This window comes from Streptomyces lavendulae subsp. lavendulae, from assembly GCF_002803845.1.
GTDB classification, from domain to species: Bacteria; Actinomycetota; Actinomycetes; order Streptomycetales; family Streptomycetaceae; genus Streptomyces; species Streptomyces lavendulae.
Genome location: NZ_CP024985.1, coordinates 4,497,499 through 4,523,777 on the forward strand (window position 1 = coordinate 4,497,499; position 26,279 = coordinate 4,523,777).

The window sequence follows — 26,279 nt, forward strand, 5'->3', positions numbered from 1 at the left end:
TGCGCTCCTCTCACGAAGGCCCACCCGCGGAGGCTTCGCTCCGGGAGAGGCCGTCGTCTTGCGCTGTCGCGACCGTCCTGAGGGATATACCCGCTCCAAACGGCTGATACCCATATCCATTCCCCGGCACCCCGCTGCGTCACGCCCCGTCACTTCGCGTCACGGCCCGGGAAGGGCGCGGCCGCGTGCGGGGGGCTCCCCTGTTGCCCCCCGTACGCGGCCCGCGCCGGTCACAGGAGGAGCCTGCTTCCCCGCGCCCGATCGGCCCACTGATTAAGCTCAGGCCGAATCCAACGGAGCTGCGGGGGCGGGGACATGGCGACGGGACTGACCTTTTCGGCGGCGGATCTGGCCCGGACGCGCTTCGCGGTCTCCCCGATGTGGGAGGTCGTCACCAGCTTCCGGCTGCTGAAGGATCCGGCCGGGCGGTCCCTGCACCGGCGCTGGGCCGCGCAGGTGCGGCCCCGGATGCGGTGCGCGGGGCTGCGGGGCGGCTGGCTGGACGAGCTGATCCCGGCGCGCGGCTACCTGGCGGACTTCCTCAACCCGACCCCGCAGGGCCCCTTCCCCACCCTCGACGCCGAGTTGGCGGCCATCCGCGCGAGCCGCCCCGAGCAGGTCCGGGCCGACGTCGACGACCTGCTGCGCACCCGCCCGGGCGGCCCGGGCCCCGGCCCCTCGCCCCGGCTGCGGCTGCTGCGGGAGGAGCCGGAGGCGGCGCTGGAGCGGGTCACGGCGGAGATCGAGACGTACTGGGAACTCGCCCTGGCGCCCTACTGGGCGAGGATCCGCCAGCTGCTGGAGGCGGACGTCTTCCACCGGGCCCGCCAGGTCGCCGAGCACGGATCCGCCGCCGTCCTCAACGAGCTGCACGAATCGGTCCACTGGGACGAGGGCACCCTGCACCTGCTGCGCTGCGAGTGCGGGCTGACCCGCGAGCGGGCGGGGCCGGGGCTGCTGCTGGTGCCGACGGCCTTCGCCTGGCCCCGCGTCCTGACCCGGTCGGTGGCCCCGGACCCGCCCCAGCTGGCCTATCCGGCCCGGGGCGTCGGCACCCTGTGGGAGCCCCGCGCCGCCTCCTCCACCGATGCGGTGGCGGGCGTACTGGGCCGCTCCCGCGCGCTGCTGCTGGCGGAGCTGGACAGCCCGGCGTCGACCACCCAGCTGGCCCGGAACTGCGGCCTGTCCGCCGCGGGGGTCTCCCAGCACCTGACGGCACTGCGCAACGCGGGCCTGGTCACGGCGCACCGCACGGGCCGCTCGGTGCTCTACGCCCGCACCGCCATCGCCGACGCCCTGCTCACCGCCTGAGGGCACGGGCGCGAGGGCACGGGACCGGCGGCGCGGGACTGACTTAGGCTGCCCGCATGGAGTCCTACACCATCGGCCAGGCAGCGCGGCTGCTCGGCGTCAGCAGTGACACCGCCCGCCGCTGGGCGGACGCCGACCGCTTCCCCACCCGCCGCGAGGGGAACCGCAGGATCGTCGACGGGCCCGATCTGGCGGCGTTCTGCGTGGAGGTCGCGCAGGAGGCCGCGGAGGACGAGGACACCCCGTACACCTCGGCGCGCAACGCCTTCCCCGGCATCGTGACCGCCATCAAGCTGGGCTCGGTCGGGGCGCAGGTGGAGGTCCAGGCGGGACCGCATCGGGTGGTGTCCCTGCTGACCCGGGAGGCGGTCGAGGAGCTGGGCCTGGAGGTCGGCATGCGGGCCACCGCCCGGGTGAAGTCCACCAGCGTGTTCATCGACCGCACCTGACGCGCCCTCCTCCCGGGCCCGCCCGCGCCGGCCCGGACGGGCCCCGGGCGCGGGCCGACTGTGCCCGGTCCGGCCGTGCCGGGGTCAGCCGTGCCGGGGCCGGCCGTGCCCGGGGTCAGCCGTGCCCGGGTTCCCGTACGAAGGCCCCCGCGCGGGCCGCGGCGACCGCCGCCCGCGCCGCGCGCCCGGCCGCGGCGGTGTCCAGGGGTTCCCCGGTGGTGAGGAAGCGGTAGTACAGCGGGGCCGACACGGCGCGGACCACCTCGGCGGCGTCGGTCCCCTCCGGCAGCTCCCCCCGCTCGACGGCCTCCCGCACGCAGGGCGCCCATTCCGCGACCCGGACCTCGTAGAAGCGGTGCAGGGCCTCGGCCGTGCGCCCGTCCGCGGTGGCGGCGGCGATCACGGCCTTGAACAGGGCCCCCTGGCGCGGGTCGGTCAGGGTGCGCCGGACCAGCTCCGCGTTGGCGAGCAGGTCCTCCTCCAGCGAGCCCGTCTCGGTGCGCGGCAGCGACTGCTCGGCCATGTCCGTCAGCAGGTCCGCGACCAGCCCGGCCACCGTGCCCCAGCGCCGGTACACGGTGGTCTTCCCCACGTCGGCGCGCCGGGCGATCTCGGCCAGGTCCAGCTGGTGGAAGCCCTGTTCGGCGAGGGTGTCCCCGGCCGCCCGGAGCACCGCCGCGCGCACCCGCGCCGTACGCCCGCCGGGACGTACGGTCCCCGGCTCGGCAGGGTCCCCCGCCGTGGTGGCGGCCTCCTCGGACAACTCCATAACGGGGCTCCCGTTCCATTAGTGGTGATCTCCTGTTACGTTGGGATCACCTTAAGGGGTCTGCGGTGCCATTACCGATCGTTCGAGTCGAGGGATGCGTCATGGAATACAGGCAACTGGGTGCGTCCGGTCTCACGGTCCCCGCCCTGAGCTTCGGAGCGGGAACCTTCGGGGGCCGGGGACCGCTCTTCGGCGAGTGGGGCACGACGGACGCGCGGGAGGCGCGCCGCCTCGTGGACATCTGCCTGGAGGCGGGCATCACCCTCTTCGACACGGCCGACGTCTACTCCGCCGGCGCCTCCGAGGAGGTGCTCGGCCTGGCGGTCAAGGGCCGCCGTGACCGGGTGCTGCTGTCCACCAAGGCCGGGCTGCCCATGGGGGACGGCCCCGGTGACGCCGGCACCTCCGGTGCCCGCCTGGTCCGCGCGGCCGAGGACGCCCTGCGCCGCCTCGGCACCGACCGCATCGACCTCTTCCAGCTGCACGCCTTCGACGCCGCCACCCCTGTCGAGGAGGTGCTCTCCGCCCTCGACGGGCTCGTGCGCGCCGGGAAGATCCGCCACGTCGGCGTCTCCAACTTCGCGGGCTGGCAGCTGATGAAGTCCCTCGCGGCCGCCGAGCGGCACGGATTCCCCCGCTACGCCGCCCACCAGGTCTACTACTCCCTCGTCGGCCGCGACTACGAGTGGGAGCTGATGCCGCTGGGCCACGACCAGGGCGTCGGCGCGATGGTGTGGAGCCCCCTCGGCTGGGGCCGGCTCACCGGCAGGCTGCGCCGCGGCCACCCCCTGCCGGAGGGCAGCCGCCTGCACCGGACCGCCGACTACGGCCCGCCGGTGGAGGACGGGCACCTCTACGACGTGGTCGACGCCCTGGACGAGGTCGCGCGGGAGACCGGCCGCACCGTCCCGCAGGTGGCCATCAACTGGCTGCTGCGCCGGCCCACCGTCTCCTCCGTCATCATCGGCGCCCGCAACGAGGAGCAGCTCCGCCAGAACATCGGCGCCGTCGGCTGGGAACTGACGCCGGAGCAGGTGGCCCGGCTCGACGCCGCGAGCCACCGCCCGGCCCCGTACCCGTACTACCCGTACGAGCGCCAGGAGGGCTTCGCCCGCCTCAACCCGCCGCTGGTCCGATCCGTCCGGCCCGGCGGGCGGGCGGCGTAAACGGGGGTCCGCGGGGGGAACGCGGGCGGTGACGGTGCGGATGCAGAAGGTGGCGGGTGTGCTTATTTTGGCATCTGTGGTCATAGGTCGTGACTGCGTTGATCTGCCCCCTTTGAGGAAGGCCTCACCCATGAAGCGTTTCCCCGTGATCGGCGCGCTCTGCGTCACCGCGGCGTTCGGTCTCGCGGCCTGTTCCGACAACAGCAGCTCGCCGGCCGAGGAGGCCAGCCAGGCCTCCGCAGACCTCTGCACCGACCTGAACGCCCTCAAGGCCGACAACGCCAAGCTGAAGGCCCTGAACCCCGCCGTGGCGACCAAGGACCAGGTCCAGAGCGCCGTCGACGCGGTCCAGAAGGACTGGGAGAACGTCAAGAGCAACATGCAGAAGCTGAAGCAGTCGGAGCAGGACGCCGTGAAGTCGGCTGCCGAAGGCCTCAAGAAGGGCTACCAGGACCTGCCCGGCGACACCACCGGCAAGGACGCGCTCACCCAGCTCCAGCCGCAGATCCAGAGCCTCGACCAAGCGGCGGCCGCCGCCACGACCAGGCTCAAGTGCTGACCCGGTGACCTCCGCCCGCCCGGTGGGGCCCCGGTTTCCGGGGAGGCCCCACCGGGCGGCGGCGTGTCGGCGAAATGCGTGACATCTCTGATTTCGCCGCATTTCTCGGGCATGGTGGTGCTCCCGTGCCCCTGAGGAGTCCTCCGTGCCCGAACCGGAAGCCGGGCCCCGGCTGTTCCCCATCCCCGGCTGGATGCGCAAGCACACCCCGGTGCTGACCCGGCTGATCGAACAGCTCGCCGCCGTCAGGGTGCTGGACTGCGCCACCCGGCTGGCCGCACAGGCCTTCCTCGGCGGGCTGCCCGCCCTCTTCGTCATCGGAACCATCGGCCCGGACTGGATGCAGGACCAGCTGGCCCACTCCCTCCGCGCGGCCATGGGCCTCCAGGACGCCTCCCTGGACCAGGTCCTGTCGGTCTACTCCGCCAAGGACTCCACCACCGCCACGACCACCGGCGCCGTGGGCATCATCGTGACGCTGGCCTCGGCCACCGCCTGCAGCCGCGCCCTCCAGCGGACCTGCGAGCGCTGCTGGCACCTGCCCAAGGCCAAGGCTGCCGTGGCGGCCTGGCGCTGGATCGCCTGGCTCACCGTCTGGCTCGCCGCGCTGCTGTTCCAGGGGCCGCTGCAGAACGCCTTCGGCACCGGCGCGGTCACCGGTTTCGCCGTGGCGGTGGTGGCCGGCACGCTGCTGTGGTGGTGGACCCAGCACCTGCTGCTCGGAGCCCGGATCCCGTGGCTGCCGCTGCTCCCGGGGGCCGTGCTGGCGGGGGTGGGGGAGCAGCTGCTGACCGTGGCGTCGCGGGTCTACATGCCCCGCACCCTGAACCGCAGCATGCAGGAGTTCGGCGGCCTGGGCTCGGTCTTCGTCGTGCTGTCCTGGCTGATCACGCTGTTCGTCGTGATCACCCTCGCGATCGCCGTCGGCTACGTGGCCGCGCACGAGCCCCCGCTCTCCCGCTGGCTGCGCACCCCGCCGCGGCCGGCCCCGACGGAGGCGTCGGAGCCGGCCGCGGCGTGAGGGCGTACGGCTACCGGTCCCCGGACCCGGGGCCGCCGGTGCCGGGTTCCCGCCCTCCGGTCCCGGTTCCGGCTCCGGCCGCGGCCCCGTCCCCGGCGCGGCCGCCGGCCGAGAGCAGCGCGAGGACGGCCAGGGCGACCAGCAGGATGAGCACCAGCAACAGGACCGTGAGCACCGTCGGGTGGTTCCACAGCGCGAACACCAGCGCCAGCACGAGCAGCACACCCACCGTGAGCGGCCGCCGGTGGGCCTCCACCCAGCTGCCCGCGCCGCCCGCCCGCACCCCGTGGGCGGCGCCCCAGCGCACGGTGGAGTCGGCCGTGCGCTCGGCACCGCCGCGGACGGCCCGCGGCAGCCGGCCGGCGCCGGACAGGTAGGCGCCCAGCGCGATGACGACCCCGAGGACGAGCGCGGTCCGCAGGCTGACCCGCAGGAACCGCACCAGCGCGTCGAAGACGGCCGCGGCGGCGTCCCGGGACTGGACCTGCTCCGGGAGGTGGTCGAGGTAGTAGCGGCGGGCGACGACCAGCCCGATGGCGACCAGCAGGCAGGCGCCCGCCCCGCACAGGGCCATGGTCACCAGGGCCCGCCGGCGGCGCCGGGCGAGCAGTACCCCGCCCGCCGCGAGGAGCACGGTGATCACGGGCAGCCAGTTGCCCGCGATGTCGAGGAGGTGGACCGCGCCCCGGATCTTCTGCAGCTTGTCCGAGTGGAAGAGCACCATCTGCTTGTCGACGTCCGGGATCTTCTCCGCCGGGGAGAGCCCCGCCTTCACGAGGTCCTGCTTGACCGTCTCGACGGCCTCGCCGACGTCGAGGGTGACGGTGCCGCCGTCGACGCCGATCGCGCCGCGGCCCTGGCCCGTCAGCGCGCGCACCACGGACTGGTGGGCGGCCCGGTTGGCCTGGGTCCAGACCTTGTCGAAGGCATCGCTCGACACGAAACGGCTCGCCACCTTGGAGACGGCCTGGTCGGCGGCCGAGTCCAGCTGCGGGCCGAGCGACTTGACCGCCGTACCGACGCGCGGCGGCAGGCCCTGGGACTCCAGCCACTTCGCCAGGTCAGCGGTGACCTGCGAGCCGTCGATGTGTACGCCGACCGCCTCCGTGACGCGGTGGACGGCGGCGGCCTCGACCGCCGGGTCGGAGGCCAGCGGGGCGACCGTGGACACGTAGCGGTTGGTGTCCAGCACGATGTCGTGCACCCAGACGGTCAGCAGGGACACCGGCACGAGCAGGCAGGCGAGCGTGATCAGCACGGCGGAGGCGGTGCTCGCGGCGATCCGCCGGCCGCGCGACGGCGGGTGGGGCGAGGGAGCCGGGACCGGGGCCGGGGGAGAAGGCTGGGGCGGCTCGGACGGCAGACTCATGGCCCTCCCGGGGACGGGGGAGGCACGGCGCCTCTCGCGTCCATTGACGGCCCCCCGGACCGCGGTCGCACCCCGGGTTGCGCCCACCGGGTGGTGGCCCCGTCCGGATTCGACACCGTGCGGCGCGGGGTCGGTGAATAGAATCGGCTTCCATGTCGAAGCCCGACCAGCTGCTCGTGGACATCGCCGCCTTGGTGGAGTCCGCGCAGAGCAATCAGATGTCCCTGACCGTGGTCACCGGGGGTGGCGTCATCACCGGCCGGCTGGCCCCCGAAGCCGTCTGGAGGCAGCGCGTGGCGGAGGTCCTGACGGACTCCGCCCGGCTGACCGAGTTCTCCACCGCCTTCACGGGTCCCGCCGGGCCCACGGCCACGGACGGCCCACCCACCCATCTGCACTTCCACGTCGCCCGCATCCTCCAGGGCACCGTGGGCATCCCCGAGACGGGCGGCATGTACCGCGTCGCGATCGAGGACGTCAGCGCCTGGACCGTCGGCGACTTCAGCTACTCCGACACCTGAGGACACCTGCGTGCCCGGAGGACGCCCGAGGACGCCCGAGGACGCCCGAGGACGCCTGAGCCGCCCGCACGGCACACGGACGGGGCCCCACCGCCATGCGGCGGTGGGGCCCCGTCCGGCGTCGCCGCCGCTGCCGTCACCGTCACTGGAAGGACGCCGGTTTCCTCGACCCGGCAGCACACCGGGGAGCATCGACGCGTAAGGGGGCAGGAGACACCAACTCCCCGCCACTCTCAACGTATAGCGCACCGGGGGGCTTGTGGCAAGGCCCCGGTGCCGGGTCAGAATCGCTGGCCAGGCCACGACCGGCCGGACCAGCGAAACAGGAGAGCATGCACCCCCTGACCCCCGGCGCCACCCCCGGTGCGACCACCGCCGCGAGCGCGTTCGACCTCCCCGACCACCTCGCCCCCAAGGCCGACCCGGCGCTGATCGCCGGCGACGAGCAGCACTTCGCGGCCGTCGCGCAGACGCTCGACGAGGCGATCGCCGAACTCTCCGACCGCCTCGCCGCCCTGCGCAGGGCACCCGGAGGCGCCGGCCGGGAGGCGATGGAGCGGGACACGGAGATCCACCGCCTCACCGGTCGCCTGCGCACCCTGCGTCGCTTCGGCCGGGACCTGTGCCTGGGACACGTCGTCGGCGCGGACGGCTCCGAACCCGTCTACATCGGGCGGCTCGGCCTCACCGACAGCACCGGCCGCCGGCTGCTCCTCGACTGGCGTTCGCCCGCGGCCGAGCCGTTCTTCGCGGCGACCCACGCCAACCCGATGGGCCTGGCCAGCCGGCGCCGGTACCGCTGGACCGGCGGCCGGATCGGCGACTACTGGGACGAGGTCTTCACCGCCGACGGGCTCGAAGGGCGCGCCGCGCTCGACGACCAGTCGGCCTTCATCGCGAGCCTCGGCGGCAACCGGTCCGCCCGGATGCGGGACGTCCTCACCACCATCCAGGCCGACCAGGACGCCATCATCCGGGCGGGCTCCCGCGGCGCCCTCGTCGTCGACGGCGGTCCGGGCACGGGCAAGACCGTCGTCGCCCTGCACCGGACCGCCCACCTCCTCTACTCCGACCCGCGGCTCGGCCACCGCCGCGGCGGTGTGCTGTTCGTGGGCCCGCACCGCCCCTACCTGGCCTACGTGGAAGACGTCCTGCCCAGCCTCGGCGAGGAAGGCGTGCGGACCTGCACCCTGCGCGACCTCGTCGAGGAGGGAGCCGGCGCCGGGGTGGAGACCGACCCGGACGCGGCCCGTCTGAAGGCCTCCGCGGGCATGGTGAGGGCGATCGAGACGGCCGTGCGGTTCTACGAGGAGCCGCCCGCCGAGGGGATGACGGTCACCACCGACTGGGCCGACCTCCGGCTGAGCGCCGACGACTGGGCCGACGCGTTCGACGCCGCGCGCGGCACCCCGCACAACGAGGCCCGCGAACTGATCCTGGAGGAACTGGTCACGATCCTCGGCGACCGGCTCGGCGGCGGGGTCCCGCCCGAGGCACTGCACGGGTCGCTCCTGCGGGACGAGGAACTGCTCGGGACCCTCGACCGCGCGTGGCCGGTGCTCGACGCGGCCGACCTCGTCGGGGACCTCTGGTCGGTCCCCGCCTACCTGCGCCTGTGCGCCCCCTGGCTCGGCCCGGACGACGTCCGCACCCTGCGGCGAGCCGACGCCCGTGCCTGGACGGTGTCCGACCTGCCGCTCCTGGACGCTGCGCGCCGGCGCCTCGGCGACCCGGGGGCGTCCCTGCGCAAGCGCCGGCACGAGGCCTCCGTCGCCGCCCAGCGCGAGCGGCTGGCCGGGGTCATCGACAACGTCCTCGCCGCCGACGACGACGGCGAGGGCGCGGTGACGATGCTGCGCGGCCGGGACCTCCAGGACAGCCTCATCGACGAGAGCGCCCTGCCCGCCGCCGACCCCGAACCCTTCGCCGGGCCGTTCGCGCACATCGTGGTGGACGAGGCCCAGGAACTGACCGACGCCGAATGGCAGATGCTGCTGCTGCGCTGCCCGTCCCGGAGCTTCACGATCGTCGGGGACCGCGCCCAGGACCGGCGCGGGTTCGCGGAGTCGTGGCGCGAACGGCTGGAGCGGGTCGGCCTGGACCGGGTCGAGACGGCCTCCCTGAACGTCAACTACCGCACCCCGGAAGAGGTCATGGCCGAGGCCGAGCCGGTCATCCGCGCCGCGCTCCCGGACGCCAACGTGCCGTCCTCGATCCGCAGCAGCGGCATCCCGGTCGCCCACGGCCCGGCCTCCGGCCTGCGCGAGCTCCTCGACACGTGGCTCGCGGACCAGGCCGAAGGGGTCGCCTGCGTCATCACCACCGGTGCCCTCCCCGACGGCGCCCTCCCGGCGTCGCCCCGCGTGCGCGCCCTCACCCCGGAACTCTCGAAGGGACTCGAATTCGACCTGGTCGTCCTCATCGACCCGGCCGCCTTCGGCGAGGGCGTCGAAGGCGCCGTGAACCGCTACGTGGCCATGACCCGCGCCACCCACCGCCTGGCCGTCCTCACCACTTCCTGAGCCCGCCCCCGGTCGACCGTCGCCCGGACGCGTGACGTGCGGGCCGGGGTGGTTGCCGGGGGCGGGTGCGGTGAATCAATGGCACCGGCCGCGGGCAGCAGCGCGCGTACGCCTCCCTGCGGTGAGGAGACCGGGATGTCACGGGTCGAAGCGAACGGTGTCGGACTCTTCTACGAGGTGGCCGGGGAGGGTGATCCGCTGGTCCTGGTGCACGGCTCCTGGGGGGACCACGAGACCTGGGCCCCGGTCCTGCCCGCCCTCGCGCGGAGGTTCCGGGTGCTGGTCTACGACCGGCGGGGGCACAGCCGGAGCGAGCGCCCGCCGGGCCCCGGGGCGCGGGTCGAGGACGAGGAGGACCTCGCCGCGCTGATGGAGGCGCTGGGGTTCGCCCCGGCGTACGTGGCGGGGAACTCCTTCGGTGCCTCGACCGTACTCGGCCTGGCGTCCCGGCGGCCCGGGCTCTTCCGGGGGATCGTCGCCCACGACCCCCCGCTCATGGGCCTCCTGGCCGCGGATCCCGCACCGCCGTCGTCGGCCGCGGCCGGCGGCCGGAGGATCGAGTCCGTACTGGAGCACCTGCGGGCGGACCGGCCGCTCGCGGCGGCGCGGCAGTTCGTGGACGAGGTCGTGCTGGAGCCCGGGGCCTGGGACGCCCTGCCGCAGCGGGTCCGCGACACCCTCGTAGCCAACGCCCCCACCTTCCTGGACGAGCAGTCCGACCCGGGGTGGGCCCGGATCGACCTCGGCGGCCTCGCCGGTTACCCCGGGCCCGTCCTGCTGACGAAGGGGACGCGGAGCCCGGGGTGGTTCGCCGCGGTCACCGACCGGATCTCGGAGGCACTGCCCCGGGCCGAGACGCACACCTTCGAGGGAGCCGGCCACATGCCCCACCTCAGTCACCCGCAGGCCTACGCGGAGCGCCTGGTCCGCTTCGCCGACGCACACCGGAACACCGCATAGCCCCCTCAGGCCTCGTGCGCGTCGGCCGTGACCGCGGCCGGGCCGAGGGAGTCGACGTCCTCCATGAAGCTCAGCATCCGGGCGTTGACGACGTCCGGGTGGTCGATCTGCGGCCCGTGACCGGTCGCGGAGATGATCTCGGCGCGGGCGCCCGGTACCAACCTCGGTACGCGCTCCAGCTGCCGCTTGGGGTGTACCAGCAGGCTGTGCTTGCCCATGATCACGTAGAGCGGGGTCCGGATGGACCGCAGCGCGTCCTCGGCCAGCGGTAGGGGTGCGGGGCGGCGGATCCGGTACGCGCGGGCGCCGAGCTGGATCCACTCGCGCATCTCGGGGATGGCGAGGACCGGCTGGTCCAGCCACTTGGCGAGCCGGGGGCGCAGGGCCTTGGGGGCGAGGGTGGCGAACAGGCTGATGAAGATCCAGACGAAGAAGCGCAGGCCCACCTTCTCCAGGCCGCCGGGGTCGAGGGCGGTGACCGAGGCGAGCCGCTCGGGGCGCCGGTGGGCCTGGTTGAGGACGAGCCAGCCGCCGTAGGAGGAGCCGACGAGGTGGACCTCGTCGAGGCCGAGCGCGTCGAGGGCCTCGTCCATCCACTGGGCGGCCCGCTCGGGCTGCCACATGGGCTCGCGGTGGACGCTGCGGTTCGCGTCGCCCGGGGTGTCGAGGGCGTAGACGGGGCGGTCGAGGCTGAGCCCGGGGGTGTTGGGGAACCACATGGCGGAGGAGTAGGCCGCGCCGTGGATCAGGACGATCGGCGTACGGGACTCGGCTGCGGGGTCCGTGGGTCCGTACCGGTAGACGTGCGTGGTGCCGAAGCTGGTCTCGACGTCCGTCTCGGAGCGGAGGGGCGCCCCCATCGCGAAGAGCACGTCGGCGGCGGCGAAGTAGCGGTCGCGCAGGGTGTCGCTGACGTAGCGGCCGACGTCGCGGCGCACTCGGTTCTTGTTCTCGGGCACGGGGCACCTCCGGAGGATCGCTTTTTCGTGATACGACCGTACCATGATGTTGGTACGGCGGTACCATAAAGAAGGCCGGGCGCCATCGACCCGGACCACCACGACCGATGAGCGGAGACACCGGCGGATGCCCAAGCGCGTGGACCACGAGGAACGGCGGGCCCAGATCGCCGAGGCCCTCATCCGGGTCGCGGGACGGCGCGGACTGCACGCGGTCGGCATGCGGGACGTGGCCGCGGAGGCGGGGGTGTCGCTGCGGCTCGTGCAGTACTACTTCGAGACCAAGGAGAAGCTGCTCTTCTACGGGCTCCAGCACCTGACGGCCCGCTTCACCGCCCGGGTGGGCGCCCGCCTGGCCGCCGCCGGCCCGGACCCGGGCCCCCGCGCGACGGTCGAGGCGCTGCTGCTGGCCTCCCTGCCCACCGACGAGGAGGGCCGCACCTTCCACCTCCTCTACAGCTCCTACGCGATCCTGTCGGTGACCGACGGGGCGCTGGCCGCGCAGCCCTTCATCGACAATCCCGACGCGGCCGAGAACGCCCTGACCGGCCTGCTGGAAACGGCCCGGAACGCGGGCCTGGCCGACCCGTCCGTCGCCCCGCGCACGGAGGCGGTCAGCCTGCTCGCGATGGCGGCGGCCATGGGCACCAGCATCCTGGTGGGCCAGCGCACCCCGGAGTCGGCCATCGCGGTCCTCCACCACCACCTGAACCGCATCTTCACCCCCACCCCGACGAAGCCGCAGTAGCCCGCCCGCGGGCGGCGGCCACGGCACCGGAACGGAACGGAGTGGACCCAGACCCTGATAGGGCGCCTTGCGCGACGAGCACTCTGGAGCGGGTCCCCGGTAACGGTGTGGCTAGCCTGACCTGCCGTAAGACGACTGCAACGCTGGGAGATTCCGGTGAGCGACGACACTTTGCCCGAACCGGAACGGTTGCCCCTGACGCCGGATGAGCTGAAGAAGCGCAATCTGGAGCCTTTCGCGCCCTTCTACCGGGCGCCGCCCGCCGACAGCTACGCCGATCCCACCACCCCGTACGACCTCCGGCCGGGCCCCTCCCCCCTTCAGTCTCCGTCGCCGTTCCTCCGCAAGCCCCTCGGCCCTCCGGGGCCCGGCGGGCGCCCGCCGGGCGATCGGCTCAAGATCGAGGCACCTGTCCTCAACGGGGCGGCGGATCGCGCGGATGAGATACACACCGCGTTCGCCAAGCCCGCCGCCGCGCTGGAGGCACCCGCGAAGATGGTGAGTGCGGCCATGGCGGGCTGGGAATCGGCTGATGCCATCAGGGCCGCGCACCGTCAGTGGGAGCAGCAGGCCGGCACCGTGGCCGGCTGGCTCGCGCACATCGCCGAGAGCCTGCGGGCCGGGGCCCGCGACTACACGAAGACCGACGCCGCGATCGAGGACGCCTTCCGAGGCGTCCGTACGCGCCGGTCCCTGGTGGACGATCTGTAATGGCTTCCTTTTACCGGGAGATCCTGGACACCGACCTCGGCCCGTTGCAGAAGCTGGCCGAACAGTGGCGCACGACGCACAAGGACATCAGCGGTCTGGGCAAGAGGGTGCAGGGCGAGATGCTCACCCCGCTACGAGACAAGGGCTATTGGGAAGGCGTGGCGGCGCCGTACGCATGGCGGATGATCGATGACATCCAGCGTCAGCTGGAGGACGCCACGAAGGTCGCGGAAGCCGTGCTCGGAGTTCTGGACGACGCCCTCGGCGAGCTGAAGTCCGTCAAAGCGGACCTTCAGGCGGCGGTCAAGCGGGTCGGTGAGCAGGGTATGTACGTTGATGGCAAGGGTGAGTTGTCGCTCTCGGTCGTGGGCGGACAGTGCCGGGTGATCGAGAAGGGATCCGCTGACGCCAGTGCGATCGAGGCGGCCCAGAAGGAGATCAACGACATCGTGCGGCGAGGGGTCGCGGCGGACGAGAACCTCGCCTTCAGCCTGATGTCGGACATCGGCCTCGGCCCGTGGTTCAACGGCAAGCCGCAGCACTCGGACCTCGATTCCACGAACCGGATCAGCCAGGAGCAGTACGCGCTCCTGGACCGTGCCATGCACGGCAGGCCACTCGACCCCAGTGGCCCGAAGGACGACCCGTACGACCTCGGCATCGCCTGGGTGACGGGCGCGGGCCCCCGCTCCCGCGACTACTACGACGACGATGAGATGACCGAGCTCATCAAGGCGAGCGTGAGCATGGAGCAGCTCCGGGCGGACACTCACTCCCAGTGGAACGCCGACGGGAAGGGAGAAGGCCGGGTCAGCTACTCCATATCCGACGGCGGCAAGATGGGCGCTTTGAAGAAGCTCATCGGCACCGACATTCCGGCGATCGCCACCGGGGACCCGGACCACCTGGGCGAGGCCTTCATGGGCTCGTACTCCCTCGGCTACGAGGTCAAGGGCCAGGACCCCGACGGCTCCGTCGTCGTCCAGTACACCCTCGACAACCACACGAGCAACGAGTCCTTCCTCCACTTCGTCGGCTACTACGACTGGCTGAAGAAGACCAACAGGGAGGAGGGCCCCTTCTCCACGGTGAGTCAGACGATTACCTGGACCGAACGCAGCCCGGCGGGAACGAAGTAGCAGAGCCATGAACCGACACCTACGCATCCGGACGGCCGCGGCAGCCCTTACCGCCCTCGCCTGGCCCCTCACCGCCTGTGGCCTGAGCGGCGGGCCGTCCGAGCGCTGCGTCCCCGCGCCCGCCACCTCGGCCACGACCGCCGACCTCGAAGGCGACTACGAGGGCTCACTCGACGCCAAAGGCACCCGTCTGACACTGACGACCCGCCCCGGAGAGGGCGGTGGCACCCTCGCGGTCGAGAACTGGCCGACCGGCGACTCCTTCCGTGAGGAGCTGGGGGCTTCCTTCAGCACCACCGGCACCTGGGAACTCGACCGACCCACCGCCGGCTACCGACACGCCCTGCTCCGCCTGCACTTCGATCCGCCGAAGCCCGACCTGCCCGCTCCGCACACCCTCGACCTGCTCTCCATCGGCATCGACGCCGAGCGGACCTTCGTCTACGCCGACAAGGACCCCGACACCTGCCCGGACTTCCGCCTCCAGCGACGCCAGTCCCCTGCCGGGTGATGCGACCGGGCGCCCGGTCGCCCGCAGTCGCCCCGGGCCGGTCCCGAGCCGTCGGGGTCGTGGGCGGAGGTCCGTAGGCCGGATTTCGACGTGGAGGTGGGGGTTCCGGGGGTGGGGTGGGTGGGTTGTCGGTCCGTCTGAGCTGGGGTTCCCCAGAAAAGCACGAACTGTCGCTCAAGTGATGATCAAGGTCTCGTGCTATCAACGCCTGTTTCCGACAGGTGCGTTGGCGTTCTACTCCTCGGGCAGACAGAACCAAGAACGGGGAGAAACCTTGTCCGAGAACAAGACGTTAACCGGTCGTCAGATCGAGATCTCCTGGCCCGACCTCGGGATCACGGTCACCGCCGATCTCGACGACCGCAACCCGGCCCTCGCCGACGCCCTGTGGGAGTCCCTGCCCTACCAGAGCCTCCAGGGGCACGCGCTCATCGCGGGTGAGCACCTCTACCACGTGTCGCCGATACCCAAGCTGCTGCATACGCCCCACACCACCCGGATCCCCGACCGGCGCGAGGCCGCCGACGGCACCGTGTTCTGCTCGGGCCTGCAGCACCTGGGGATCAAGTACGGCACCCTGACCGAGCCGATGCCCGCCACCCCCGTAGGCCAGATCCGTGAGGCGGACATGCCCGCCCTGCTGGAAGCCGGGGCCGCGATCTGGGACGCCGTCTACTCCACGAAGAAGCAGATCCTCGCCGAAGTGCGCCGCGCGGGCGAGCCGGGCGGCCACCGCATCCCGAAGCTCCCGGCCACCGACGCGGACGCCGCCCGCCTGATCGCCGACATCCACGCCGAGACCGAGAAGATCTGGCTCGCGCCCCCGGCCGAGCTGGACGGCCTCCACCGGGGGATCATCCCCTCCAAGGCGGGCAACTTCGGCACCGTCCTGCCCACCCTGCTGTTCGTCAACGGCGAGACCCGGCCCCTGGGTTACGCGGCCTACGGCGGACTCGTCCGCGCCGTCGTCCAGGACATGCCCCTGGACTCCCTCGTCCAGATGACCCGCCTCCTGGTCGGCGTCCCCGCCGAATTCCTCGGCTACTGCGGCCTGGAGCGGCTGTGGGCGTTCACCCAGCGCTTCCTGGACGTCCTCGACCGGCTCGACCGCGACGACTTCTACGCCGTCACCAGCCAGATGGCCCTCTACGTCAACTGCCTCGGCGGCTGGAACCTCCAGCTGTACCCGTGGGAGACCGGGGACCACCTGCGCCAGCAGGACGCCGGCTGAGGTCCGTGGCCGTGCCCGGAGCGGAGTCCGGCGGGGGGACGGGCGGCGCACCCGCGTCCGTCCCCCCCCGGGACCCCCCACACCACAGGAGAAGGAAGACCTTGAGCGCCTTACCCGACCGCGCTGACGCCGTCGTCATCGGCGGGGGAGTGATCGGAACCTCCGCCGCCCACCACCTCGCCGAAGCCGGCGTGGACACCGTACTGCTGGAACGCGGAAGCCTCGGAGGCGGAGCGTCAGCGCACACCGCGGGCATGGTCCGCACCTATTTCCCCGGCGACCCGCACACCGGGCGGATGGCCGTGCGCAGCCTGAACGCCTACCACGAGTTCGCCGGCCGCACCGGAGCCCCCCTCGGCCTGAGGCGGCTCGGGTTCATGGTGCTGTTCACCGACGAACAGCAGATCGCCGCCTTCGAGGCCGGCCTCCCGGCCCAGCGGGCCGCCGGGGTCGGAGTGCACCTGATCAGCGCGGCCGAAGCCCGCGCACTCAACCCGCTGATCGGCGAGCACGCCGTCCTGGCCGCCGCCTGGTCCCCCGAGGCCTACCACGTGGACGGCCTCGACATCGTCCGCGGCTACGCCGCCGGCGCCCGCAACCACGGCGCCCGCCTGTTCACCCACACGCCCGTCACGCGCATCGACGACGACAACACCGTCCACACCCCCCGCGGCAGCATCAAGGCGGACAGCATCGTCTGCACGGCCGGACCCTGGTCCGGCGAGGTGGCGGGGATGGCCTCGGTCGACCTGCCGATGACGCCCCGCGCGATCGAGATGCTGTTCACCGACGTCCCGGACGTCCTGGACGTCCCGGACACCGCGCACCACGAGCTGCCCATGACGATGCACGCCACGTCCGGGCTGCGGATCCGTTCGTGGAAGGACCGCATCCTCCTCGCCATGGGAATGCCCGGGGCCGGTGAGACGCGCGAGGCCTGGCTCGGCCGCATCTCCGGCCACCTCGGCACCCTGTTCCCCGCCCTGGACGGCATCGGACTGCACCGCGCGTGGTCCGGGGACTTCGACGCCAGCCCGAACAACACCGCGTTCATCGGCGAACACCCCACCCGCCGCTTCCTGTACGCGGCCGGGTTCACCGGTGCGGGCCTGTGCCAGGCACCCGCCGCCGGGGAGAAGCTCCGCGACCTGTTGATCGTCAAGTAGCCCCATAACAGGAGAGAATGCTGTGATCGTCCTCGGATGCAACGGTTTCAGCCGGGTGTCGGAGTTCTTCTCCGAACGCCTCGGCGCGACCGGCATCAACAAGCACTACCTCTTGGGCCACGACGCCGCCGCCGCCCTCCTGATCGACGGCCGTCTGGTCGCCGCGGTGGAGGAGGAACGCCTCAACCGGGAGAAGAAGACCACCGACTTCCCCGTGCACGCGATCGGCTGGTGCCTGGAGGAAGCCGGGATCACCTTCGACGACGTGGACCTGTTCGCCTTCCCCTGGAACTGGACCCCCGAGGTCCTGGACGGGATCCGCGACGGCATCCGCGCCTCGTCGCTGTCCGAGGAGGCCAAGACCCGCCTCCTGGGCGACATGGCCGACCTGTTCGAGCAGGTCGTCAGCCACGAGGCGATCCTCGCGGACTTCGAGGCCCGCACCGGGCACCGCCCGGACCCGGCCAAGGTCCGCTTCGTCCCGCACCACCTGGCCCACGCCACGACCGGCTACTACCTCGCCGGCATGAAGGACTCCGCGTTCCTCGTCAGCGACGGCCGCGCCGAGCGCTTCTCGACCCTGGCGGGCGAGATCCGCGACGGCAGGATCACCGTCTTCGACGACACCGCCACCGGTGCCCAGTACTCCATCGGCACCCTGTTCTCCTGCATCACCCGTTTCCTCGGCTTCGTCCCCAACAACGACGAGTACAAGGTGATGGGCCTGGCCGGATACGCCGAGCCCCCCTCGCCGAACCCGTTCGTCGAGCACCTCCTGCGGCTGCACGACGACGGCCGCTACACCTTCACCGAGCCGCTGCGCACCGACGACCTGCACAGCCACGACGCCCTGTTCGAGGAGTACTTCGGCCCCTTCGAGGACACCCTCGAATACACCTCCCGGGTCGCCGCCGCCGCGCAGCAGATGCTGAACGTCGCCACCGCCCACCAGGTACGCCACCTGGAGAAGCGGACCGACCTCGACCGGCTGCTGTTCGAGGGCGGTGTCGCCCTGAACTGCCTCAACAACACACCGATGTTCGAGGGCTCCCGCTTCGAGGACATGCAGGTCAGCTTCGGTGCCTCGGACACCGGCATCACCATCGGGGCCGCGGCCCACGCCTGGCTCGGCCACGCCGGCACCGGGCCCGCGGAGATCCTCGCCGCCTCGGCACCCGTCGGCCCGTACCTGGGCCCGTCCTACGACGAGGCGGCGATCGAGGAGGCCCTGGAGGGCTTCGCCGGCCGCGTCGTCGCCACGCGCCTGGACGACGACGAGGTCGTCGAGCGGGTGGCGCAGCTGCTGACGGAGAAGGTCGTCATCGGCTGGTTCGAAGGGCGCGTCGAGCACGGGCCGCGCGCGCTGGGGCACCGCAGCATCATCGCCAACCCCGGCTTCGACGACATCAAGGACATCATCAACACCCGGGTCAAGCACCGCGAGCCCTTCCGCCCGTTCGCCCCCCTGGTCCTGGAGGAGCGGGCGCCGGAGGTCTTCGACATGGGGCGCAAGACCAGCTCCCCATACATGACCTTCGTCTTCCCCGTCCGCGACGCGTACAAGGACCGGATCCCCGGCGCCGTGCACGTCGACGGCACCTCCCGCATCCAGACGCTGACGGACGAGGGCACCCCGCGGCTCACGGCGCTGCTGCGGAGGTTCACCGCCCTCACCGGCACGCCCTGCCTGATCAACACCTCGTTCAACGTCGCGGGTGAACCCATCGTGTGCAGCCCGACCGACGCCCTGAACTGCTTCATGGGTACCGAGATCGACCACCTGGTCCTCGGGAACCACCTGGTCACCAAGACCGACGCCGCCAACTGACCCACCGCACAAGGGAGTACCCCATGTCGATCCAGATCCAGCGCAAGCACACCATGTACCACTCCACCATCCTGGAGTCCGACCCGGACACCGTGTGGGCGACCGTCCGCGACGCCATGCAGATCCTGGCGATCGTCTCCCCCGGCGACCTGGACATCCACACCGACGTCACCTGGACGGAGGGCGGCTCGGTCGAGACGGTCCCGGCCCGCTACGACTTCAAGCTGACGCTCAACGGCGGCCTCGTCCAGCAGGAGATCGCCGCCCGCGACGAGATCAACAAGACCCAGTCCTACCGCGCCATCGCCCCCACCAGCGGGGTCCAGAGCTACGAGGCCACCATCCGGGTCCGCCCGATCACCAACGACCCGGCCCGCAGCTTCTTCGAGTGGTCGCGGATCCTGGAGATCGCCGAGGACGCCGACCTGAAGGTGGTCGAGGCCATCATCGACGTCATGGAGAAGCAGACCGACGCCGTACGGGACCACTTCGCGCAGACCTCGAAGTGAGCGGCGTGACGACCCTCGTACTGCTGCGGCACGGCGCGACCCTGCTCACCCCCGGGCGGCGGATCTCCGGCAGCGGAGGATCCAACCCGGGACTCTCACCGGCCGGACGCCTCCAGGCGCGGGCTGCGGCGGAGGCCCTCGCCCGCCGCGGCGGCATCGAGGCGGTCGTCACGTCACCGATGCGGCGCTGCCGGGAGACCGCCCAGGCCGTGGCCGCGCGCCTCGGCCTGGGCGTCCAGGTCGAGCAGGACCTGCGCGAAGCGGACTTCGGCGCCTGGGAGGGCCTGACCTTCGCCGAGGTCCGCGAACGCCACCCGCAGGACCTGGACGCCTGGCTCGCCTCGCCCGACAGCCCGCCCACGGGCACGGACGAGACCGTGCGGCGGGTCGCCCGCCGGGCCGCCGCCGTACGGGACGGGCTGCTGGCCCGGCACGCAGGCGGCACGGTCCTGGTCGTCTCCCACGTCGTCCCCCTCAGGAGCCTGCTCCGCCTCGCCCTCCAGGCCCCGCCGCACAGCCTGTTCCGCATGGAGCTCGCGGCCGCCTCGCTGTCGACGGTGACGTACGACGGGTCCGGCACCGCCACGGTGCAGGCCCTCAACGACACCCACCACCTGGACCGACCCGCACGGCGGTGAGCGCCCGGCACACGTCACGTGTGCCGGGCGCTCGTCCGTGCAGACGCGCTCAGACGTCGCGGCGGGTGAACGTCCGGTGCGCGAGCAGCGCGAGTGCCGCGCCCCAGGCGACCAGGAGCAGCAGCCCGTACGGGGCGTCCAGGGCGCTCGGGAGGGTGAGCCGGTCGCCGAGCACGGCCAGCTGCGCCCCGTCCGGGAGGAAGCGGCCCACCTGCGGGAACTGGCCCAGCACCATCAGCTGGCCGAGCGTCCCCCACATCACCAGCCCGATCACCGCGATCAGCTGGTTGCGTACGACGAAGCCGATCGCGGCGCCCCACGGACCGGCCAGGGCGCAGACGCCGACGACGGCGGCCGCGAGCTGCCAGGTGCGCCCGTCCAGGACCAGGGACACGTCCTTCGAGGCGAAGGCGGCTGCCCCGACCGCCAGCGAGCAGAGCACCGAGACCAGGCCGTACAGCAGCCCGACCAGCCCCGCGACCAGCAGCTTCGCGCCGACGACGGCGCCGCGGCCCGGGGCGTACAGGACGCTGCGGCCGATCGAGCCGGACTTGAACTCGCCCGTGACCAGCAGCGCGCCGAAGAGCGAGGAGAACAGGGTCGCGGAGGCGGCGAGGTTCACCACCCGGTGGGAGGCGTCCACGGCGTTCGCGGCGAGTTCCGTCTCGGCGTAGACCGAGCCGAGCTGGCCGAGGGCGCCGAGGGCCAGCGCCGTCAGGAGCAGTCCGGGCAGGGCGGCGCCGGAGCGGGCCCGGAGGGTCTCGGCGGCGATCTGGTGCCGCATCGCGCCCCGGGAGGAGCTGAGGTCGGAGTTACGCACGAGAGTCCTCCAGGCGGGGCGCGGAGCCCTCGACGAGGCCGAAGTAGGCGTCTTCCAGCCGTCCGTGGCCCTGCCGGACCAGGTCCTGGAGGGTGCCGGTGAACAGGACCGAGCGGCGCAGGACGACGATGTCGTCCACGCTCTGCTCGACCTCCGAGAGCATGTGGCTGGCCATGAGCACGGTCCGACCCTCGGCGGCGGCCCGCTCGACGAGCCGGCGCATCCAGCGGATGCCGTCCGGGTCGAGGCCGTTCAACGGCTCGTCCAGGATGAGGAGTTCGGGGTCCGGGAGCAGCGCCACGGCCAGGGCGAGGCGCTGGCGCATGCCGGTCGAGCAGGCGCCGATGCGCCGACGGGTCGCATCGCCCTCCAGGCCGACCTGCGCGAGCACCTCGTCGACGCGCGACGCGGGCAGCCCGAGCGCGACGGCGGATATCTGCAGCTGCCGCCGTACGGTCATGCGCGGCGGGAAGCCGACGGAGTCCATGAGCACGCCGATCCGGCGGGCGCTCCGCGGGGCCGTGCCGGGAGCCGCGCCCAGGACGTGCGCGGTGCCGGCGTCCGGGCGGGCCAGGCCCAGCAGGATCCGCAGCAGGGTGCTCTTGCCCGCGCCGTTGGGGCCGAGCAGGCCGGTGACCTTGCCGGGCCGCAGCTCGAAGGAGACGTCCTGGAGCGCCTGGTGGTCGCCGAACCTCTTGCTGATGCCGGACAGGGCGACGCTGGCGCCGCCCGCCCGGTCCGGGTGTTCCCTGCTCACGACTCTTCTTCCTGCCGGGGACGTCGGACGTCGGACGTCGGATGACGGATCGGGATGGAGGCCGGACGCCCCATCCACCTTTCCCAGCAAAGCAGTCGGGGCGTGCCCCGGGCCGTCCTCAGGCAGCAGCATCCTGCCGGGGGCGCGGCAGGATGCTGTCGCAGGCGGCGAGGATCTCCTCCAAGTCGGCGACGGCCGCGTGGACGCCCTCCGTCAGCAGCACGCCCGAGGGGTTGAGCATCAGCTCGTCCACCCCCGCGCGGCGGTAGCCGTCGAGGGCCTCGGCGATCTCCCGGGCGGTGCCGGTGACGACGACCTGCCCGGCCAGCAGCGCGTCGGCCGTCCCGGTCGGGTCGTGCGGGTCGACAAGGACACCGGCCCGGCGCAGCATGTCGGCGTAGTGCGGGACCTGGAGGTGGGTGCCGGCCGCGGCCAGCGCGAGGCGCCGGGGGTCCCGGCCCGGCCGGGCGAGCGCGACGTGGACGGCGGTGGCGATCCGCGGCCGGGCCGGGCGGCCCTGCGCGCCCGCGTCCAGGGCGGGCAGCAGGGTCCCCTCGACGTAGGACGGCGGGGTCATCCAGGTGATGGCCACGTCGGCGACCTCACCGGCCGTGCGCGCCATGCCGGGGCGCAGCACCCCGGCGCCGACCTCGACCGGGGCGTGGTCCAGGGGCAGCAGGCCGCCGTGCATCTGGTGGTACGGGCCTTCGTGCGCGACGGTCTCGCCGTCGAGGAGGGCCCGGACGGAGGTGAGGTAGTCGCGTACGGCGGTGCGGGGGCTGGCGTACGGGCTGCCGGTGAGTCCCGAGACGAAGCCCGGGTTGCCGATGCCGAAGCCCGCCACGACCGGTTGCCCGGTGACCAGGGCGAGGGAGCGGGCCTGGAGGGCGGCCTCGTAGGGGTGGCGCAGGGGCAGCAGCGTCACGCTCGTGCCGACGGGAGTGCTGTGGCCCATGCCGGCGAGGTGGGCCAGGACCTGGTGGGGTTCGGCCTTGAAGGACTGGCACAGCCAGAGCCTGCGGGCGCCGGTGCGCTGCACGAGGGAGGCGAAGGGGGCCACGAGGTCGGGGTGGTCGGGCTGGAGGGGGTAGAGCACCGCGGGGGTGCGCGGGTCGGGGTGTGGGGCGGGGTGCGGGGCTGGGGGCGTCGCGTTCACTGGGTGCTCCGGTCGCTCTCGTGGTCGTGTTCCGCCTCGTCGAGGGTGGAGACGGCCACCCGGGCGGGGTTGAGGAAGTACGCGGCCGCCTCGGCGACCTGGTGGTGCGTCACCTTCGCGAGGCGGTCGCGGTAGCCCTCCAGCCAGTCCAGCGGCAGACCGGCCGCCGCGAATCCCGCCAGGGCGCTCGCCTCCTCGGTCCGGGTGGCGAGCGCGAAGCGGGTGAAGCCGCTCGCGTAGGCGCGGGCCCGCTCGACCTCCTCGGGGGAGGGGCCGTCCGCTGCGAGTTCCCGCAGGCAGTCGGTGATCTCCCCGGCGATCCGGCCGGCCGTGCCGGGGGCGCCGGCGCACTCGATCTCCAGCCAGTCGCCGGCCCGGTTGCCCCGCAGGTCCGCGGAGACCGCGTACGCGAGCCCGTGCCGGTCGCGGACCCGCCGGGCCAGCCGCGAGGAGGCGGAGCCGCCGAGGATCAACTGGGCCAGGTGCAGGGGGGCGTGGGCCGGGTGGCCGTCAGGCACGGCGGGGGCGGCGCACAGCACGAGCGCCTGGCCGGAGCCGGCGGCGGCGGCGGTCCCGGCGGCCCCGGCCGGTTCGGTGAGCGCGATGCGGCCGGGGCGCGGGGCACGGCGGGCGAAGGGCGGCAGGACCAGCCCGGACGGGCCGCCCGACCAGGGCGCCAGCAGTTCCCGTACGCGGACGCCCACCTCGTCGGGGTCGTCGGGGGTCGTCACCAGCAGCACCGCGCCGTCGGGCACCACCGCCCGCGCGTGCAGCGCGTACAGGTCCTCGGGGGTCGTCGCGGCGGCCGGTGCGGTGGGCGGGTCCACCAGGGGATGCGTGCCGAAGGCGTGGCCCAGCAGGGCCCGGCGCAGCCGCTGCCGGGGGCCCGGGGTACGGGGGGAGACGGCCGCGCGCCGCTGGGCGAGGGCGAGTTCGGCCTCGCGGTACGCGGGGCGCAGCAGCAGGTCGGAGAGGAGCGCCAGGACGCCGGGCAGCCCGGCGCGCAGCACGCTCGCCGCCACGACGAGGGACTCGGCGGTGACGACGGTGCTCAGCTCGGCGCCGAGGTCGGCGGCGAGGTCGGCGACGTCCTGCCGGGTACGGGCGCCGGCCGTCGCGCAGGCGCCGGTGCCGGTGCCGAAGAGGGCCGCGAGCAGCTCCTGCGCTTCGGCGAGGTGCGGGGCGGTGCGGGCGTAGGGCAGGACGAGGCGGACCTCGGCGAGGGGCGCGCCGTGGGTGCGGACGACCACGACGCGCAGGCCGTTGCCGAGGGTGGTGTCGCCGGTTTCGCGGTTCACCGCTTCTCTCCGATCCCGGTCGGTGCGGTCAAGGCCGTCGGTGCGGTCAGTTCGGTCACCGAGCAGGGTCCGGACAGCAGGGCGCGGGCGGCGGCGGACACCTCGGCGGGGGTCACCCGGGCCAGGTCGCCGGGGAGCGCGTCCGGGCCGGGGGCGGTGGGGAAGAGCAGCGCCGCACGGCCGAGGGAGACGCTGCGGGCGGTGAGGGAGTCGGCCCGGCGGTGGCAGGCCAGCAGCAGTGCGTTGAGGGCGCGGCGGTGCTCGGCCGGGTCGGCGGGGCGTTCGGCCAGTTCGGTCAGGACCTCCCGCCAGCCGTCGGCCGCCGCCTGCGGACCCGCTCCGGGGGCGGTCGCGAACTGCGCGAGGAGCAGGTCGGGTGCGGTACCGCCGAGCCACTGGCCGTGGTAGCCGCAGGTGACAAGGGCGGAGACGATCCGCGGGTCGCGCCGGGTCAGGCGCGGCAGCCGGGTCCGGCCGAGGGTCTCGGCCAGGACGACCCGGGCGAGGTAGCCGCTCCGGTCGAGCACCGGGTCGGGCAGGGGGTGGCCCAGGGCGGCACCGCTGACGGGGGAAGGCAGCGGTGCCGTCCGGATCGTGGCCGGCGCGGCGGTGCGCGCCGGGGCGGGAGCGGGCGTGGAGGCGGGGGCGGGGGCGGGGGCGGGGCCGGTCGGGAGTCCGGCGAAGAACCGGTCCACCGAGGCCGCCACGCGGTCCGGGTCCGCCTCCCCCACCACCGAGAGCACCATGGCGTCCGGCCGGTAGTGGCGGCGGAAGAAGGCGTCCACATCGGCGGTGGTCGCGCCCGCCAGCTCGGCGGCGGTGCCGAAAGCGTCCCGGCCGCCGGGGTGGAGGGCCGCGAGCGCCGCCTCCCAGACCCCGCCGGCCGCGGCCGCGCCGCGGATCTCCTCGGCGATCACGGAGGTCTCCGTACGCAGCACGGACTCCGTGGGGGCGAAGGTGAGCAGGCGCCGCGCCTCCCACTCCAGGACCTCGGTGAGCATCCCGGCGGGCACGGTGGTGTGGAAGACGGTGTGGTCGCGGTGGGTCTCGGCGTTGCAGACCCCGCCCGCGCCCTCGACGCGGGCGACGTGGCCGCCGTCCGGGCCGTCGGAGGCCGCCGCGCGCGGGAACATCAGGTGCTCGACCAGGTGGGCCGTGCCGTGCAGGCCCGCCGGGTCCGCGTCGCCGCCCACCGCCACCGTCAGCGCGACGGAGACGAGGCCGGCGCCGGGCCGCGGTTCCACCGACAGCCCGAGGCCGTTGGGCAGCCGGCCGCCGTAGGGGCTCGTGCTCATGCCAGCGGCCGGAACACGGAGACGCACATCTTGCGGCCGTCACCGCCGTCGAAGGGCTGCTCCTGCCAGCCGGAGTAGCGGGCGACCAGCTCCAGGCGGGCGATGGCCGCCAGCAGGTCCAGCTCGCTCGGCCACAGGTAGCGCATCACCGTGGACGAGGACTTGGGAGCGGCGCCGTCCAGGAAGAGCGTGCTGTTGAGCAGCATGTTCTGGGAGGCGGGGAGCACCTCCAGGGATTCGATGACCACGCCGCGGGTGCCGGCCGGGCGGGTGGTGACGTCGGCCTTGCGCTGGACGTGGTGGTCGCTCGGGTCGAAGGTCTCGATCACCACGTGGCCGTCCGCCGCCGTGTGCCGGGCGATCGCGTGCATCATCGCGATCTGCTCGTCGACCGTCATCGCGCAGCACAGCACGTTGAACGGGGCCAGCACCACGTCGAAGGTCCGCTCCAGGTCGAGCCGGACGAGGTCGCCGAGGACCGGGGTGATCCGGCCCTCGGGGTCCTTCTCGGCGAGGCGGGCGAGCATGGCCTCGGACGTTTCCACGCCGTGGACCCGGAAGCCGTGGTCGGCGAGGGGCAGGGCGACGCGGCCGGTGCCGACGCCGAGCTCCAGGACGCTCGCGCCGGGCTTGGTGAGGGTGACCAGGTACTCGGCGATCTCGGGGGTGCCTGGGTAGATGTCGTCGTACACGTCGGCGAGGGCGTCGCTGTAGGCCGTGGTGATGGCCGTGCCGAGCCCGCTCGCGTCCGCGGGGGCGGTGACCGCCCCGTCCGCCGCCGCCTCGTCCGCCGCCGCCTCGTCCGCCGCCGCCTCGTCCGCCGCCGCCCCGTCCGCCACCGTCTCGGCCGTCGTCGTCTCGCTCAT

Annotated in this window: 25 protein-coding genes and 1 pseudogene; 17 read left to right on the plus strand and 9 right to left on the minus strand. The window is 73.3% G+C overall.

Annotated elements, in window-relative coordinates:
* Positions 1-315: 315 nt before the first annotated feature.
* Together SLAV_RS19760 and SLAV_RS19765 are read left to right on the plus strand one after the other, a co-directional pair.
* On the plus strand, positions 316-1,311 hold the full coding sequence (locus SLAV_RS19760; RefSeq protein WP_030224938.1) for an ArsR/SmtB family transcription factor: 996 nt from the start codon (positions 316-318) through the stop codon (positions 1,309-1,311).
* A 56-nt stretch (positions 1,312-1,367) separates the two neighbouring features.
* Entirely contained in the window at positions 1,368-1,760 is a 393-nt protein-coding gene (locus SLAV_RS19765; RefSeq protein WP_030224936.1) for a TOBE domain-containing protein, read from the plus strand.
* 115 nt (positions 1,761-1,875) lie between these two features.
* On the opposite strand, the gene SLAV_RS19770 is transcribed toward SLAV_RS19765, so the two are convergent.
* Positions 1,876-2,529 carry a TetR/AcrR family transcriptional regulator gene (locus tag SLAV_RS19770; RefSeq protein ID WP_030224934.1) on the minus strand — a complete coding sequence of 218 codons (654 nt, stop codon included), beginning with the start codon at positions 2,527-2,529 and terminating at the stop codon, positions 1,876-1,878.
* 101 nt (positions 2,530-2,630) lie between these two features.
* Between SLAV_RS19770 and SLAV_RS19775 the strand changes: the two genes are divergently transcribed.
* The 3 genes from SLAV_RS19775 to SLAV_RS19785 all read left to right on the plus strand — a co-directional run bounded on the left by SLAV_RS19775 (position 2,631) and on the right by SLAV_RS19785 (position 5,275).
* On the plus strand, positions 2,631-3,695 hold the full coding sequence (locus tag SLAV_RS19775) for an aldo/keto reductase (RefSeq protein WP_030224928.1): 1,065 nt from the start codon (positions 2,631-2,633) through the stop codon (positions 3,693-3,695).
* Positions 3,696-3,825: 130 nt separating this feature from the next.
* Entirely contained in the window at positions 3,826-4,254 is a 429-nt protein-coding gene (locus SLAV_RS19780) for a hypothetical protein (RefSeq protein WP_030224926.1), read from the plus strand.
* A 145-nt stretch (positions 4,255-4,399) separates the two neighbouring features.
* Positions 4,400-5,275, plus strand: a complete 876-nt coding sequence (locus tag SLAV_RS19785) for a YhjD/YihY/BrkB family envelope integrity protein (RefSeq protein ID WP_234333367.1) — start codon at positions 4,400-4,402, stop codon at positions 5,273-5,275.
* Positions 5,276-5,285: 10 nt separating this feature from the next.
* On the opposite strand, the gene SLAV_RS19790 is transcribed toward SLAV_RS19785, so the two are convergent.
* A complete protein-coding gene (locus SLAV_RS19790; protein ID WP_234333366.1) occupies positions 5,286-6,644 on the minus strand; it encodes a hypothetical protein in 1,359 nt (452 codons plus the stop codon).
* 152 nt (positions 6,645-6,796) lie between these two features.
* On the opposite strand from SLAV_RS19790, the gene SLAV_RS19795 reads away from it, so the two are divergent.
* The 3 genes from SLAV_RS19795 (at position 6,797) to SLAV_RS19805 (ending at position 10,647) form a co-directional block, all read left to right on the plus strand.
* Entirely contained in the window at positions 6,797-7,165 is a 369-nt protein-coding gene (locus SLAV_RS19795) for a hypothetical protein (protein ID WP_030224921.1), read from the plus strand.
* A gap of 332 nt (positions 7,166-7,497) precedes the next feature.
* Positions 7,498-9,687 carry an RNA polymerase recycling motor ATPase HelR gene (helR, locus tag SLAV_RS19800; protein WP_030224920.1) on the plus strand — a complete coding sequence of 730 codons (2,190 nt, stop codon included), beginning with the start codon at positions 7,498-7,500 and terminating at the stop codon, positions 9,685-9,687.
* Positions 9,688-9,822: 135 nt separating this feature from the next.
* Positions 9,823-10,647, plus strand: a complete 825-nt coding sequence (locus SLAV_RS19805) for an alpha/beta fold hydrolase (RefSeq protein WP_030224919.1) — start codon at positions 9,823-9,825, stop codon at positions 10,645-10,647.
* A gap of 5 nt (positions 10,648-10,652) precedes the next feature.
* Here SLAV_RS19805 and SLAV_RS19810 read toward each other — a convergent pair whose 3' ends face one another.
* Complete coding sequence (locus SLAV_RS19810; protein ID WP_030224918.1) at positions 10,653-11,606, minus strand: alpha/beta fold hydrolase; 954 nt, start codon at positions 11,604-11,606, stop codon at positions 10,653-10,655.
* Positions 11,607-11,733: 127 nt separating this feature from the next.
* On the opposite strand from SLAV_RS19810, the gene SLAV_RS19815 reads away from it, so the two are divergent.
* The 9 genes and pseudogenes from SLAV_RS19815 to SLAV_RS19855 form a co-directional block, all read left to right on the plus strand.
* On the plus strand, positions 11,734-12,354 hold the full coding sequence (locus SLAV_RS19815; protein ID WP_030224917.1) for a TetR/AcrR family transcriptional regulator: 621 nt from the start codon (positions 11,734-11,736) through the stop codon (positions 12,352-12,354).
* A 156-nt stretch (positions 12,355-12,510) separates the two neighbouring features.
* Positions 12,511-13,065: a WXG100 family type VII secretion target gene (locus SLAV_RS19820; RefSeq protein ID WP_158740438.1), complete on the plus strand. Its 555-nt coding sequence runs from the start codon at positions 12,511-12,513 to the stop codon at positions 13,063-13,065.
* On the plus strand, positions 13,065-14,204 hold the full coding sequence (locus SLAV_RS19825; protein WP_030224914.1) for a hypothetical protein: 1,140 nt from the start codon (positions 13,065-13,067) through the stop codon (positions 14,202-14,204). The genes SLAV_RS19820 and SLAV_RS19825 overlap by 1 nt, the downstream gene beginning before the upstream one ends.
* Before the next feature lie 7 nt (positions 14,205-14,211).
* Positions 14,212-14,715, plus strand: a complete 504-nt coding sequence (locus SLAV_RS19830) for a hypothetical protein (RefSeq protein ID WP_051840205.1) — start codon at positions 14,212-14,214, stop codon at positions 14,713-14,715.
* Between the two features lie 274 nt (positions 14,716-14,989).
* Positions 14,990-15,946, plus strand: coding sequence for a cucumopine synthase-related protein (locus tag SLAV_RS19835; protein ID WP_037686143.1), 957 nt, complete (start codon positions 14,990-14,992; stop codon positions 15,944-15,946).
* Positions 15,947-16,047: 101 nt separating this feature from the next.
* A complete protein-coding gene (locus SLAV_RS19840; RefSeq protein WP_030224910.1) occupies positions 16,048-17,112 on the plus strand; it encodes an NAD(P)/FAD-dependent oxidoreductase in 1,065 nt (354 codons plus the stop codon).
* 22 nt (positions 17,113-17,134) lie between these two features.
* Positions 17,135-18,940, plus strand: a complete 1,806-nt coding sequence (locus SLAV_RS19845) for a carbamoyltransferase family protein (protein ID WP_030224908.1) — start codon at positions 17,135-17,137, stop codon at positions 18,938-18,940.
* 23 nt (positions 18,941-18,963) lie between these two features.
* Entirely contained in the window at positions 18,964-19,449 is a 486-nt protein-coding gene (locus tag SLAV_RS42505) for an SRPBCC family protein (RefSeq protein ID WP_030224907.1), read from the plus strand.
* A gap of 11 nt (positions 19,450-19,460) precedes the next feature.
* Positions 19,461-20,087: pseudogene (locus tag SLAV_RS19855) on the plus strand (histidine phosphatase family protein); the annotation flags it as partial.
* Positions 20,088-20,136: 49 nt separating this feature from the next.
* Here the strand turns inward: SLAV_RS19855 and SLAV_RS19860 are convergent.
* The 6 genes from SLAV_RS19860 to SLAV_RS19885 all read right to left on the minus strand — a co-directional run bounded on the left by SLAV_RS19860 (position 20,137) and on the right by SLAV_RS19885 (position 26,279).
* Positions 20,137-20,907, minus strand: a complete 771-nt coding sequence (locus tag SLAV_RS19860) for an ABC transporter permease (RefSeq protein ID WP_234333365.1) — start codon at positions 20,905-20,907, stop codon at positions 20,137-20,139.
* Positions 20,900-21,664, minus strand: a complete 765-nt coding sequence (locus tag SLAV_RS19865; RefSeq protein ID WP_030224901.1) for an ABC transporter ATP-binding protein — start codon at positions 21,662-21,664, stop codon at positions 20,900-20,902. The genes SLAV_RS19860 and SLAV_RS19865 overlap by 8 nt, the downstream gene beginning before the upstream one ends.
* A gap of 118 nt (positions 21,665-21,782) precedes the next feature.
* A complete protein-coding gene (gene lxmJ / locus SLAV_RS19870) occupies positions 21,783-22,820 on the minus strand; it encodes a F420-dependent peptide dehydroalanine reductase LxmJ (protein ID WP_051840200.1) in 1,038 nt (345 codons plus the stop codon).
* Positions 22,817-24,118 carry a M16 family metallopeptidase gene (locus tag SLAV_RS43175; RefSeq protein WP_051840197.1) on the minus strand — a complete coding sequence of 434 codons (1,302 nt, stop codon included), beginning with the start codon at positions 24,116-24,118 and terminating at the stop codon, positions 22,817-22,819. The genes lxmJ and SLAV_RS43175 overlap by 4 nt, the downstream gene beginning before the upstream one ends.
* Positions 24,115-25,413 (minus strand): M16 family metallopeptidase, encoded by a 1,299-nt coding sequence (locus tag SLAV_RS43180; protein ID WP_100660919.1) that lies wholly within the window; start codon positions 25,411-25,413, stop codon positions 24,115-24,117. The genes SLAV_RS43175 and SLAV_RS43180 overlap by 4 nt, the downstream gene beginning before the upstream one ends.
* Entirely contained in the window at positions 25,410-26,279 is an 870-nt protein-coding gene (locus SLAV_RS19885; protein WP_078950068.1) for a class I SAM-dependent methyltransferase, read from the minus strand. Before SLAV_RS19885 ends, SLAV_RS43180 begins: the two co-directional genes overlap by 4 nt.